General features: G+C 45.6%; 10 protein-coding genes and 1 pseudogene. 2 read left to right on the forward strand and 9 right to left on the reverse strand.

The window, feature by feature from the left end; translation table 11 throughout:
- From ACO4PX_RS04105 to ACO4PX_RS04125, 5 genes and pseudogenes are all read right to left on the reverse strand, one after another.
- Positions 1-633 (reverse strand): annotated as a pseudogene (locus tag ACO4PX_RS04105) (hypothetical protein); the annotation flags it as partial.
- Positions 634-657: 24 nt separating this feature from the next.
- Entirely contained in the window at positions 658-1,860 is a 1,203-nt protein-coding gene (locus ACO4PX_RS04110) for a TolC family protein (protein ID WP_485571613.1), read from the reverse strand.
- Positions 1,861-2,260: 400 nt separating this feature from the next.
- Positions 2,261-5,314 carry an efflux RND transporter permease subunit gene (locus tag ACO4PX_RS04115; RefSeq protein WP_485541021.1) on the reverse strand — a complete coding sequence of 1,018 codons (3,054 nt, stop codon included), beginning with the start codon at positions 5,312-5,314 and terminating at the stop codon, positions 2,261-2,263.
- A gap of 2 nt (positions 5,315-5,316) precedes the next feature.
- On the reverse strand, positions 5,317-6,483 hold the full coding sequence (locus tag ACO4PX_RS04120; protein WP_485571615.1) for an efflux RND transporter periplasmic adaptor subunit: 1,167 nt from the start codon (positions 6,481-6,483) through the stop codon (positions 5,317-5,319).
- Positions 6,484-6,485: 2 nt separating this feature from the next.
- Complete coding sequence (locus ACO4PX_RS04125; RefSeq protein ID WP_314999172.1) at positions 6,486-7,160, reverse strand: TetR/AcrR family transcriptional regulator; 675 nt, start codon at positions 7,158-7,160, stop codon at positions 6,486-6,488.
- Positions 7,161-7,471: 311 nt separating this feature from the next.
- Here ACO4PX_RS04125 and ispE point away from each other — a divergent pair, with 311 nt between their 5' ends.
- Both ispE and ACO4PX_RS04135 read left to right on the forward strand, forming a co-directional pair.
- Positions 7,472-8,377, forward strand: coding sequence for a 4-(cytidine 5'-diphospho)-2-C-methyl-D-erythritol kinase (ispE, locus tag ACO4PX_RS04130; RefSeq protein WP_314999171.1), 906 nt, complete (start codon positions 7,472-7,474; stop codon positions 8,375-8,377).
- Positions 8,370-9,059: a GntR family transcriptional regulator gene (locus ACO4PX_RS04135; RefSeq protein WP_007157066.1), complete on the forward strand. Its 690-nt coding sequence runs from the start codon at positions 8,370-8,372 to the stop codon at positions 9,057-9,059. The genes ispE and ACO4PX_RS04135 overlap by 8 nt, the downstream gene beginning before the upstream one ends.
- A 116-nt stretch (positions 9,060-9,175) precedes the next feature.
- Here ACO4PX_RS04135 and ACO4PX_RS04140 read toward each other — a convergent pair whose 3' ends face one another.
- The 4 genes from ACO4PX_RS04140 to ACO4PX_RS04155 form a co-directional block, all read right to left on the reverse strand.
- A complete protein-coding gene (locus ACO4PX_RS04140) occupies positions 9,176-10,009 on the reverse strand; it encodes a Spy0128 family protein (RefSeq protein WP_485571617.1) in 834 nt (277 codons plus the stop codon).
- Positions 10,010-10,024: 15 nt separating this feature from the next.
- Positions 10,025-10,759: a class B sortase gene (gene srtB, locus ACO4PX_RS04145; RefSeq protein WP_485571619.1), complete on the reverse strand. Its 735-nt coding sequence runs from the start codon at positions 10,757-10,759 to the stop codon at positions 10,025-10,027.
- Between the two features lie 182 nt (positions 10,760-10,941).
- Positions 10,942-12,351, reverse strand: coding sequence for a DUF7601 domain-containing protein (locus tag ACO4PX_RS04150; protein WP_485571621.1), 1,410 nt, complete (start codon positions 12,349-12,351; stop codon positions 10,942-10,944).
- A gap of 622 nt (positions 12,352-12,973) precedes the next feature.
- Positions 12,974-13,850 (reverse strand): AAA family ATPase (locus tag ACO4PX_RS04155; protein WP_485571623.1); only part of this gene is annotated, 877 nt, incomplete at its 5' end.

The raw sequence follows: 13,850 nt of genomic DNA on the forward strand, positions 1-13,850 counted from the left end.
TTCCGTCTTTTCTAAGCCTGCCTGTAACATGGCCACTCTTTTTTCCAGCATTGTCTTATTGTTTTCCAAGGAAATGGCACTGAAATAAAGATTTTGCATACCGTCGCTTAAGAGCTTTTTTCCGGTATAAAATCCGGACTTCACAGCCTTTTCCGTCTTGGCTTCCGCCTTCTTCATGCTTTTTTCCGTCTCGGAAAGCTGCACCAGGCCTTGGTTCACCTCTGCCAGACTGCTGTCTATATCCGGTAAAATCTTCTTGCTGTTCTTTACCTTTTCTAACTGATTGATCTGGCTTTGCAAAAAAGCCTTGGTCGTAGGATCTGTGGTATCCTGCTTCTGCTCCTTTAAGCTGTCAATGCTTTCCTGCAAATTCGCCAGTATATCAGCCTTTTCGTCCTTTACCGCCTTCTGTACGGAAGCCATATCGCCGGTGCTTTGCGCCAAAGCATCCTGCTCCATCTTGGCCACGGTACTGAATTGGTCCACAAGATCCGGGATTTCTCTGAAGGAAATGATGTTGTCATTTACATCCCAAGGCTTCTCCTCCGCGAAAGCAGGGAAACTTTGACAGAGAAGCCCTAGGCTCAAAGCCAGAGCAAATGCGGATTTTATCTTATTCTTTTTCTTCTCCATAAAAGATTCAATGTATCCTTTCTCTTACTCTGCCGTCGCCAAACCATTCTTTCCAGCCTGATAATCCAAATATTCTTCATAAAGCTTCAAATCCGCCTGCTGCTTTTGAAGGCTTGCAGTATCGGAAGCATTTTTCGCCTTTTCAAAATCCACTCGGCTTACACTTCCCAGCTTATAGCCACGCTCTGCCTTTTGGTAAGCCTGCTGTGCGTTGGAAGCCTGCAGCTCCGCCTGTCTTTTTGCCTCCTCCGCCTGCTTTAAGCTTTGGTAGCGAGAAAGCATATCGGATTGAATCTTTTCCTTTGCTGCGGAAATGCTTCTGGTCAGATTCTGTCGGTTGGCCTCTCCTGTGGAAAGGTTTAGCTTTCTTTCTGAAATCCGAAGACTGTAGTTATTCTGTAAAGCCGTCTTACTGTCTTCCTCTAAATTCACTGTCGCCAGCTGCTCCGCACTAAGGCTTGGAATTACAGGCATCTCCGGAGTGTCACTAGCTTTCCAGCCCAGATTCACCCGTAAAAGCTCCGTCATCTTATCAAAGGCGGAATTGTTCTTCGTAAGACTCAGATTCGCCTGGTCATAGGCCTCCTTAGCAGTCAGTACATCAATCTGGGTGGCCTTTCCGATAGCTTTCTTTCTCTCGGTGCTTTCCTGTGCGCTTTTCGCATCCGCTAAAGATAAAGCATCAATTTGCTTTTGAAGGCCTGTACTTTCTCTGCTAATGAAGGACTTTTTAATGGTCTCAATAGTATTCTGCTCCGTTTGTTCCACGGAAAGCTTGGCAATCTCCCGGTCTGCATTCTGCGCCACGGTATCTGCGGAAAAATTGCTGCTGTTGCTCTGGTACTGCATTTCTGCCAAAGCCTCCGCCACGCTATTTCCGTCTGCAGCGGACAATGCCTTTTCATAGGCTTCTTCCACCTGATTTCTGGCATCCTCTACATTGACATTGTAGCTTCCCCTACTGTCACTTTCCCGGAAGTTTCTCCAAAGACTGGATACTGTGGGGTTGTATTCATGGACCAAGTCCCCGATTTCCTCCCAGGAAATCACATTGTCCCGAAGCTTTGCCCACTCCTCCTCGGAACGCTGCCGTTCAAAGGAAGTCTGCATCTGATCCACGGAAACATTATCGGAAAAGCCCGGTACCTTCTGTGCCATGGCAGGCATGGTAAAGGAAAGGCTCGCTAAAACAATTGCTAAACTAATAGGATATCCCTTTTTTCTCATTCTCTTCTCCTTATAAAAAAAGCTCATATTCTCTAAGCATGGGGCTATAAAGTACAGTTGATTGGCCTTATGCAGTACAGGTCTGAGATGGGGGCAATCTGAGCCCGCCGGTACTTGCGAAAAACAAAGGTACTGCAGTTTTTCGCTTAGTATCCGCTACGAGGCGAAGTTAGCGGGAGCGTGCCCCAATTTCAGACCTATACTGCATAAGAGCCATAATGTATCCTTACAGCCCCTACTAAGAGAAAAGGAGTCTTCTCTACTATAACATAATATTCCTCAGAATTTCTTAACGAAAATCGTCAATCCTGTGAACTTTTGGTGTTCTTTCTCCTAAATAAGTTTCAACTATCCTGCCAAATATCGCCTTACGCTATGCACCAAAGCCGCGCTGCCGGCTTTAAACTTTTATCATATGTTTTTTCCTGCCATAGATAATCATGTAGTACACCGGAAGCAAAAGCAGTGCCAGTAAAGTAGACGCCACCAAGCCTCCCACGTTTACCAAAGCCAGTCCCTGCATCAGGGCACCGTTGTCTCCGAAGCCCATAGCCATAGGAATCATAGACAATACCGTAGTCAGGGTGGTCATCAAAATCGGCCGAAGTCTGGTGGCACCGGACTCTGTCAAAGCCTTTTCCAAAGGCATTTCCTGACGGTACTGATTTACCGTATCCACATAGAGGATTCCGTTGTTTACCACCGTTCCCACCAGCATCAAAAATCCCAAAAGGGAGGTCATGGACAGAGTAGCGTCAAAAAGCCATAACAATCCAAAGGAACCGATTAAGGAGAAGGGGATGGTGGTCATCACCATAAAGCTGAAGCGTGTAGACTCAAACTGCGCCGCCATGACTACAAAGACCAGGAAGACCGCAATGGCGATGGCACGGAACAAATCCGCAAACTCCTCATTCATACTTTGAGTCTGAGAATTAGCCACAACGGAAATATTCTCTCCCAGATTCTTGCTGACCAAGTCGTCAATTTCCGCTTTGGTATTGTTGTTGGCCTGCTCCGTATAATTTGCCGTAATCGTCGCCTGATACTTTTTATCTTCTCGTTCAATGCTGGCAGGAGAATCCGCATACTTTACAATAGCCAAACTTTCCAGAGAAACCTGCGCCCCTGTAGGCGTGGTAAAACGAATGGACTTTACCTTTTCCAAGTTATCAAATTGATCCTTGGGATATTTCACCCACACATCCACCTTTTGCCCCTCCACCGTCATTTTCATCGCTTTTTTACCGGATAGATCGGTATTTAGGGACTGGGCAATCTGGATAGGACTTAAACCTTCCGCCGCTGCCTTAATGGGATCCACTTTAACCTGCAAGAGGGGCGCTGCATTTTCCAGGCTGGAATGAATGCCGGTAAGGCTGCTCTGCTTCTGTAATAAAGAAAGAATTTCATTGCTCTTTCTTTGAAGCTCTTCCAAATCTGAGCCCTGAATAATAATTTCATAGTTATTCCCGGTGCTGTAATCCCCTCCGCTCAAACTGGTATCACTTACGGACTTTACGCTTAAAACATCCTGAGAACGGTTCTCCAGAGCCTTCTTCCATGCCTTTACCTTTTCCTTGGTTTTCATGGAGCGGTCCTTTTTCAGGTATACCGTAATCGTAGGATCGGTCCTTGCGCCATAGAGGGCGCTAAGGGCGGAGCCTCCTGCCGTTGCGGTATAACGGTCCGTATCCGGATCCTTTGCCACCAACTCCTCCAACTCTTGAATGACTCTTTCCTTTTCTTCTATGGAAAGACCGGGCTTTTGGGTAATGCCGATTTCAACGGTTCCTGTATCAATATCCGCCATCAGCTCTGTTCTGAGCTGTGTCGCCAGGAAGAGAGAAAGCAGCAAAATTCCCGCTGTGGCCACCAGCACGAATTTTTTATGCCGTAAAAACTTGCTGATGGTGCTTCTATAGGCATCCTGTAACAGTCGTACCCCCCGATAAGCTATCGCCTTACTGTTTTCCTTAGGCTTATATAGGGTAAAGCAAAGGGGAACGATGGTAACCGCGGAAATCAAGGAAGCCACCATACAAAAGACAATGGTAAAGCCCAAGGGCTTAAAGTATTGTCCGGAAATTCCCTGTAAAAATCCCAGGGGAAGGAATACTACACAGGTGGTCAGCGTTCCTCCGAAAACAGAGGCTCCCACTACCCTTACGGAGTCAATAGCAGCTTCCCTCAGACTTCTTTGCCGTTCTCCGTAATCGTCCATCGCACGGAAGCAGGCTTCCAATACTACGATGGAGTTATCCACCATCATACCTACGCCTAAAACCAGGGCGGAAAGGGTCAGCATATTCAGGCTATAGCCCATTGCGCCCATAAAGACAATGGCCCCTAAAATCGCCAAAGGAATGGAGGAACCTACGATAAGGGAGGCCTTAATATCTCCGAAGAAAAGGAAGATAATCAGCATGGAAATCACGATAGCCATAATCATGGTCTGAAATACGCTGGACAGGGAGCTCTTGATGCTGTCCGCAGAATCGGAAATCACGTGAATTTCCAGATTGGGATTCTTCCCTTCCAGCTTCTTGATTAAGGCATTCACATCCTTACTCATGGCAATGTCCGACTTACTCTGCAGCTTATTTAAGCTTAAGGTAATAGTCTCTTCGCCGTTATATCGTCCTATACTGCTTTTATCCGACAGGGCGGAACCCACTGTAGCCAAATCCGAAAGAGTCAGGGTATTTCCTGTTCCGGTGGTAATGGGAAGCTTTCTTAATTCTTCAACAGTAGAATATTCCTGGGAGGTACTGATGGATAATTCCTGGTCTCCCACCTTCGTACTTCCTGCAGGATAGGTAAACTTTGCAGCCTGCATCATTCCCACCACCTGTTCCATGGTCAAATGATACTGTTGCAGTTTTTCCGGGGAAAGCTCCACTCTTACATAGCTTTCCTGTCCTCCGGAAAGAGAAAGGGAAGCCACGGTGGATAATTTTTCAAACTCCGGCCTAATATTGTTTTCTACATAATTATAAAGCTGACTCTCATTTTTATTGTTGATGGAGAGAACCATACCCGGTCTGGCATTAATGTCCACTTCCATTATGCTGATATCCTTGGCGTCCTCCGGCAGAGAGGATTTGATGGCATCCATCTTTTTCTTCAGGCTGTCATAGGCCTTGCTCATGTTCGTGCCGTAATTGTAACGAACAATAACCATGGAAAAGTTCTCATTGGACTGGGATCTGACCTGCTTCACGTCGGAAAGCAGGGAAACTTCCTCCTCAACGGGCTTGGTTACCAGCTCGTCCACATCCTCCGGAGAGGCTCCGGGATAGGTGGTGGTCACGATAAGGTAGGGGAAGTTCATATTGGGGAGCAGCTCCATTTTCATGGTGGTGAATGTAACGAAACCAAAGAAAATAAGGGTGATTACCACAAGAAAGGTAGTAACCGGTCGTCTTAAGACGAATTTCGTCATGGAAAGCATCCTTAGCCCTCCTTTCCGGTTTCCGTAGCGACAGAACTAAGCGCCGCAGTACTGCTATCTGTTTCTCCTGTCTTCTTTTCATCAGAAGAAGCCTCTGTTTCCGAGCTGTTCAGTCTTACCTTTGCGCCGTCATACATCTCGTTATTCCAGGAGCTGACAACTAAATCCTTCTCCGAAAGACCGGAAAGTATCTCCACCTTTTCTTCTCCCTGCAGGCCAAGCTCTATGAACTGCTTTTTGATGGTTCCGTTCTCTCCCTCTCCCTTTTCCAAAAGGTAAACGTAGGGAGAACCGTTGTCATAGTAAATCACGGATAGCGGAAGAAGATTTACCCCGGTTCTGCTGTCCTTGGTTACGGTTAATTTCACCCGGCTTCCCTCAGGAAGAGAGGAATTCTCTAAATTAGCCTTCACGGTGAAAAGTCCGGTCTGGGCATTCATTACCCCGGAAATCTCGGTAATGGAGCCGGTATACTGTTCCTGTCCCTTCTCCACCTTCACTTCCTGGCCTAAAGACAAGTTCTTCATCAGTTCCTCTGTTGCGGAAAAAACAAGCTGCTGTTTTCCCTTCCCCATAAGACTGGCAATCTGGATGCCCTGGGGAATCATGGCATCCTTCACCAAAATGCTGTTTTGCAAAACCCCGTCTGCAGGAGCTGTAATGGTGGCAAACTCCACCTGGGTATCATAGTTCAGCTTTGCCGCCTTTACCTGGGCTTCCGCAGCCTTCGCCTGAGCATCCGCCGCTTCAAAATCCTGGGCGGAAATATCTCCGGAGGCTTGGAGGCTTGCCAAACGGTTTCTGGCGTCGCTTGCCGCCTTCGCCTGGGCCTCTGCCTGCTCCAAAGTATATTTTGCCGCATCAATCTGCTTTTGATTGTCTAAGCGGGCAATCTTATCTCCTTTTTTCAGCTCCGCACCATTTTCCGCATAGATTTCCAAAACCTCTCCGGAAACCTTGGAAGCCAAAGCATACTGCTCACTGGCCTCAATGGTCCCTACCAAAGACTCTGTAATGGACAGGTCACCCTTTTCCACGGAAATGCCGGTAGCTAAAGGAAGCTGCGTATGTTCCACTTCCTCTTTAGGCTTTAACACACGCCTTCCTACCAAAAATGCCACTCCTAAAAGGATAAGCAACACGATTACAATTTTTACCCCTTTTTTCATCTCTACTCTATTCCTCCTAACGCTTTTTCCAAAAGCTGAATCTGCTTTTGAAAAACATAAAGAATCTTTTGCAGAAAAACTTCCCGCTCTTTAGTATCCTCCTCCGGCTCTGACAATCCATCTTTTCTTTTTTCTATGGAAAAGGCCTGTAAAAGGCTGAGGGAAGCCAGTGAAAATGCGGTTTGAATCCCGATTCCCTTTTCCTCCTCCGATAATGTCTTCGGAAAATAATCCTTGGGAATTGCTTCTAATACCACATCAATATTGTCCCGTCTTCCCCTGTCCATGTGACTTCTCATACTGGCCAAGGAAAGGTTTTTTAAAAATCCGGAGCGATAAAACATGGCAAAGCTGTCCTGCACAATCTGTTTTTTTCGAATCTTCACGATTTCGATGACCCATTCCTGAATACTTTGAAAAAAATCTCCCTGATTTCGCTGCATGATTTCCATGAAATACCGCACCGCCTTATCCTCTTCCGCTTCAAAAAGATGCACCAGCAAATCATCCTTATCCAGAAAGTAAGTATAAAAAGCTCCTCTGGAAATATCACTTTCCTGAATAATCCGATTAATGGATACTTTGTCATAATCATAGGAAGAAAATTCTTTTTTTGCCGCTTCCAAAATGCGCCTTCGTTTTTCTTCCTCCAACTTCAAAAATCTTAGTGTAGGCATCTTCCCCCCTCAATACATTCTGTGATGATTTATACTTTCTCATCAATGGCAAGCTATTCGCTTTAACCGGAACATAGCCTGGTGACAACTTGTCACTTTTTTTCGTGAGCCAAGTATAGTGACAATTTGTCACCCTGTCAATATTTTTTTATCTTATGGATGATTTCCAAAGCAAAGCTGAAAATTTGCTTTTCTACACCGCCCTTCCCTCCGGACTTTAGTAACACAAAGGATTGCACTTGCAAAAATGCAATTTAACCTTTACAATAAAGTGGCGTTTGTATACAGGATTATTTTAAGAAGGAAGAAGCATGGAAGAACAGCGAATTCAGGCTTACGGAAAAATCAATCTTTCCCTGGATGTGCGAAGAAAAAGACCGGATGGCTATCATGATGTGTGCATGGTCATGCATACCGTGAAGCTTTGCGATGAAATTTCTCTGAAAAGGGAGAAGACACCCGGCATTCGCTTAAGCAGTAATTTGGACTTTCTCCCCACCGGGGAGGATAATCTGATGGTAAAGGCCGCAAAGCTTTTGGCTGACGAGTTCTCTATCCGGGAAGGCTTATCCTTTCACTTGGAAAAACGTATTCCGGTTTCCGGGGGAATGGCGGGAGGCTCCACAGATGCCGCCGCCGTACTGCATTTGATGAATCGGGTATATGCTCTGGGTCTTAGTATAGAGGACCTGGAGAAAAGAGGAGTGAAGCTGGGAGCGGATGTTCCCTTCTGCTTACACAGAGGCTGTTATCTTTCGGAGGGTATAGGAGAAATTCTTACTCCCCTTCCCAACTTACCGGCTTGTATTCTTCTCTTGGCAAAACCGGCATTTTCCCTGTCTACAAAGGCTGTTTATGAAGCCCTGAACGTAAATGCCATTCCTAAAGAAGAGCATCCGGATGTGGAAAAATTTCTGTATTTTCTGAAAAAAGGAAATTTATCGGAAATCACCCCACTAATGGGAAATCTTTTGGAAAAAGTCAGCATTGCCATGCGACCGGAAATACAGCTTCTGAAGGATCGTCTCCTATCCTATGGAGCGGAGGTGGCTTTAATGAGCGGTTCCGGCCCCACGGTCTTCGCCCTTTTTCCTTTGGAACATAAAGCTTGGGCCGAAAAAGCTTATCAAGCACTTCGCTATGGCGAGGATCGACATTTAGCACAACAGGTATATCTTACAGAGCCATGGGCAGAAGAAGGAGGAACAGATGAGTAGCGATTTTACCATTAATATGAACGAGTATCTTCCCCTACGGGATTTGGTGTTCAATACCCTGAGACAGGCGATTTTAAAGGGAGAACTGAAGCCCGGCGAAAGACTCATGGAGATTCAGCTGGCAGAAAAGCTGGGAGTTTCCAGAACGCCCATTCGAGAGGCAATCCGAAAGCTGGAGCTGGAAGGTTTGGTTCTGATGATTCCCAGACGAGGGGCAGAGGTGGCGAAGATTTCTCACAAGTCTTTACAGGATGTGCTGGAGGTTCGGGGCGCTTTGGAAGAGCTGGCTACAGACCTGGCCTGCCAGAGAATCGACGAGGAGCAACTGGCTGCCTTACATGAGGCGGAGGATCGTTTTAAGAAGGCCGTAGCCACCGGTACGGAAATGGAGATTGCGGAGGCGGATGAGGCTTACCACGACATCATTTACAATGCCACCGGCAATAAGCGTTTGATTCAGATGATTAACAATCTTCGGGAGCAGATGTACCGCTATCGTTTAGAGTACATCAAGGATGAAGCCCAGAGAGGAACGCTGATTAATGAGCACGAGAAGATTTTGGAGGCCATCCGGATTCGAGACATTATTCGTGCAAAGGCTCTGATGAAGGAGCATATCGATAATCAGGAAATGACGGTTTCCAAAAACCTGAATGAACAGGAAGAAGCCGGAAAGAAATAGATAAAAAAACACCTTGGAAGGAGCCCCCTTACGCCTTTCTGCAAGCTCTTTTCTAAGGTGTTTTTCTTTAACCTTCCCCGTTCTTTCTCTCCTAAACCAAGAAAGGGAAAGGCTCTTTACTCTTCTGTTTCGGGATTTTCATCATCCTCACTACGCTTCTTTACCTGGTAGCTCCAAAAGCCGAAGCTTCCCATGGCCAGTAAGGCGGATAAACCGTAGAATACCATATCACTGTCATCCCCTGTGGCAATCTTTCTTGCCACGCCCAAGACGGAGGGTACCTGACTGATGATTCCCTCGATGGGTTTTAGGATTTCTCTACCCACTCCCAAAACGCCGGGATTCTTGGGTGGATTACCGGGAGGATTCTCATTTCCTCCCTTCGGCCCGGGTCCGGGAGACGGAGTGGATGGATCTCGGTAGTAGCTGTTTTTAAACAACAGCTCACCGGACTTATCCTCTTCTCCTTCTTTCTCCGCAAGGACAATGGCATAAAGATAAGGAGATACTTCATTTCCATTGTAGTCCTTGTTCTTACTGTGTACTTCAATCACAACGGAGTATACCGTGGTGTCATAGGTAAAGCCTTCATGATTTCGCTGTTCCTGACGAACGCGATAATGATACTCTCCCTCACTTAAAAATTGCATCTTTCCAAAGCTGAACTGCTCTTCCCCGGAGTCCATGTGGAGATCCATAATGTAGGGGTTTGGTAGCGGTGCATTGGGGCTTTCCACAGCTCTTTCTATATAGACGCGAAACTCTGACTGGGGAACCTCTTCTCCGGAAACAGAGATGGCAAAGGGAATCTGCACTTCTGCAGGCTTCTCCAAGCCGAAATTCTTCTTCTGTTCACTGGCACTGGAGACCAGCACCGTGGACTTCCCCGTCCCCATTAAGAGGAGGGCACATAGTCCCGCTAAGATTTTTTGACATTTTTTTCGAAACAAATTCCCTCACCCCCCTTATGGGTTTATTCTGGCAAAGACAATCATCCTACCGTTGGTGGATGCGGATACACAGGTGGATAAGCTGATTACCTGATCCGTGTCTTTCATCCCAATATCTCTATACTGCTGTGCATTATTTTTGATGTAATCCAGAAACTCCTGCATATTTCCCTGTTTATCCATAACATTATAGATATAGGGGTCATAGGCATCTCCCTCCATACAGGCAAAAACCTCTAACTGCCTTGCCTTGCCGGGTAGATACAAAGTTCCCGTCTTATGCTCTTCAAAATAACTGTCATCGATGAACTCCATCACATCTCCGTACATTCCGCCGTTGTCCATATGATGTCCATAGGTCAGGATATAGGGGTCGGAAAAATCCGGCGCATTGTGATAGCTCATAAAAATGGATCCGGATAGGGAGAAATTTCCCTCCACATTCTTATTGACGTATTCCATATCATCCTTTCCCTGTACCATAGGGTAGTCGATATTGGTTCCGTCCAGGGTAATCCAAGCTCTGGTATCTTTGTTTAAGGCTAAGAGTTCCTCAAAGCTTAGACTGCCATCCTCACTTACTACTGGTTTTAAGGACATTAAGTCATTGTTTAAAAATCCTTCTTGCATGGTCATATAGGTGTACCAAAGGGAAAATCCCCCGTAGCTCATGAGTAGAATCATTAGAATGGCAGCTAAGACGGTAATCATGCGATCTCCCAGCCTTGCCGCTCTCACCGCAATGTTCATATTTGCCTCTCTACTCTTGTATCCCGGGATACATGCAATACTTTTGTTCCCGAAAATCTCGCATCTATCCGGGATGACCGGGATGGATTGGGGAAAAAAGGGATGAGGAAGAATCCGGGGAAAAGAAAAACCCTAAGGCTTTCCTTTTCCCGTCTCCTCTATCCTAAGAAGGGATAGACGACTTATTCCTCTTCCTTCTTCCGGTTAAAGAACATGAAGCCCATGCTTCCTGCCACTGCTAACATCATGGCATAAGGAGCTACAGTCAGTACTACACCGGTAGGTGTGATTTCATCGATGTGGTTGTGGTAAGCCACATGGCTGTCCTTCTCTACTAAGCTCTTACCTTCGCCTCTTTCTGTGGAGTCTTTTGTCGGTAATACTGTTTCAGAAACTGCTGTTACAGTATCTGGAATCTCATGTGCCACGTCCTCGGAGAAACGCACATCAGACTTAATAGTTAAAGCAGTGTTATTGTTCTCCTTTACTTTATAGGTAGTGGTTTTGGGAAGACCGATGATTTCCAGGGAGTCTCCATCCTTCAACTTTGCTCCTAAGCCGGGAATATCACTTGCCTTCTTAACGGTATAATTACTTTGTCTCGGCAGCTTTACCTTAACCTGCAAATCCGGGTTGTCATAAGCTGCTCCTCCATTGACTGGATTATGAAAAAGGTTGACTGTGAAGGGAAAGAGATTATCCTTATTGATCATTCCGGAAATCTTCTTATCAATCTTAATCTTTCTTGGGGTATAACGGGTATATCCCTGAGGAGTATCCCTCTTGCCCGTTTTATTGCCATCTCCATCAAAGCCGCTGTTCTTGTCTCCGGTATGCTTATTTCCTGTTGCATTGCTGGAAACCAGAGTATCTCCACTGTGGAGAACATAACCGTAAATCTCTCTGTCAGCACTGCCATCCTTCAGACGTACATACACATCCAGGAAACGCTGAGTCTGGTAGGGTTTTTCCACACCATCCACGTTAACCTTCATAGCCTCCACGTCTCCGCTGTTTGCTCCTGTTGCAGCTCCTTCCGTCACTACGAAACGATATACTCCCGGAGTAGCAAAGGCAGCAGGCTTAAAGCTGATTTTTACACCATCAGTAAAATCTTTTAAAGTAGCACCGGTAAGTTCAAAATTGTTCGCCTTAAATTCCGCCTTTAAATCACTGGTGGTCTCATCAATCTGAGAAGCCTGTCCGGCTAAAACAATCATTTCCTGATTATTTTTATCTACAATTTTTGTTTTACCTACTTCAAATGCTGCTGATTCGGATGCTCCGCCGACATTAATCTTCTGGTTGTTTGTGACTCCTGCAACGGTATATGTCCATACCACATCCGGCTGGTCTACCATCTCACCGTTGTCAGTCTCCACACGGATTACCTTATCAAAGGAAACGGAATTTCCCAAAGCCTCCAGCTTTCCGCCGGCATTTGCACTTACACCTACGTTTGCCTCTTCCTTACCAAAATACTTATTCAGATTAGGATTGGTCTTATCAATATTTGTGCTTGTCGCGAATACCGGTGCGGCGGTGGAAAGTACCATCATTCCACTTAATGCCAATGTTGCTAATCTGTTCATGTTCTTCTTCATCATTAATTATCCCTCACTTTGCGTTCTTTATAAAAAATGTCTATGCAGACAATTTTTTTCATACTCTTTTTTTCGTTTGCTTTCGTTTATTTTCTTACTAAGAAGAAATTCTTCTCTTTCTCCTTAGAAAAAGGAGCTATGCTTTTATAAAGTTTTAAGGGGACGGGGGAATCTCACCACGGGCTCTTCTTTTTCTCAGCGCCCTCGGTTCAGGCATAAATAGTGCTGAACTCTCTTTGCCGTATATTCTGTGCTCCCACGGGTGTTCCCCGGTCCTCTTACCGTATTTTCGAAAGAGTAGAGTGTATTGCAGCTACCCTCTTAAGCTCTTCCCGCCGGCGGTGCTTTTCCGCCTTTCTCGCCCCTCTTCGGGGGCTTTTCTCTAATTCCTCTATTTCTTATCTTCCTCATGTTTTATAGCTCCTTTTTTCTTAAATTATTTTGCTATGTATGTATATCGCGTTATTTTTTTAATATATAAGCAAAAAATCAAAAAATATTCTATTTTTGCAAAATAATTTTTCTTTATAAGTTTTTTGCCCTAAAAGGCATAAAAAGGCACGAAAAAAGCCGCTATCTCTCGATAACGGCTTTCGTTAATAGCTTTTGCTTATGCCCTTCGTTCCTCACTACAGGTAAAGTAAAAGATCTGACGGCTCTCAGCCAGCTCCTCCAATAGGGCTCTGGCTCTTGCTCCATTTTTCTCATCCAAATGGCTAAAAGGATCATCCAATAATAAGAAGGCTTTCTCCTCTTGGAACATGGCATCAAAGATGGCCAACTTTTGACAGAAACGGCAGAGGTCCTGCAAGCCCTCACTTAGATAACCCTGCTCCCGGCTTAAGCCTCTGTCCACAAAGCTAAGCTCCAGGTCCTCGCTCATCTGGAATTGCAGGGGCTCTGTGCAGATACTCTGAAAATACTTTTGGAAGGCTTCCAAAATAGGCTCCTTATATTGCAGAGCAAAACGCTCCTTGGCCATTTCCAGATAAGCTTTGGTTTTTTGCAAAAGATTGTAGCGCTTTTCCAAGGCCTCTCGCTCTTCTTTTTTCTGTGCCAAAAGTCTTTCCTGCTCTTCCAGGAAATCCAGATTCCGAACCTTCGCTTCTCTTTCCGCCCGTTTCCTCCGAATCTCTTCCCTTCTTTCCTCCTCCTCTTTCCGGAAAGCTTCCAGCTTTCTCCTGCTCTCCTCTAAAGAAGGGCCTTCCTCCCATTCCTTCTGTTTCTCTTCCAATAAAGAAAAGGCCTGCTCTCCTCCTTCCTCTTCCACGAAGCGAAGGAACTCTTCTTTTCGACCGGCTGCTTCTTTTTCTAAATCCTGCATATCTTCCAGCTTATGAAAACGGGAAAGCAGCTCTTCCAAGGAAGCAAAGCGGATTGCCTGTTGCTTTCTTTGTCTGTTCTCTTCCTCTTCCTGCTTTTCTTGCCATGCCCGCTTTTTCTGTTCTCCGCTCCTTTCCTGGTCTAAAATCATTGCTGAAAAGAAA

This window comes from Oribacterium sp. (genome assembly GCF_057249185.1).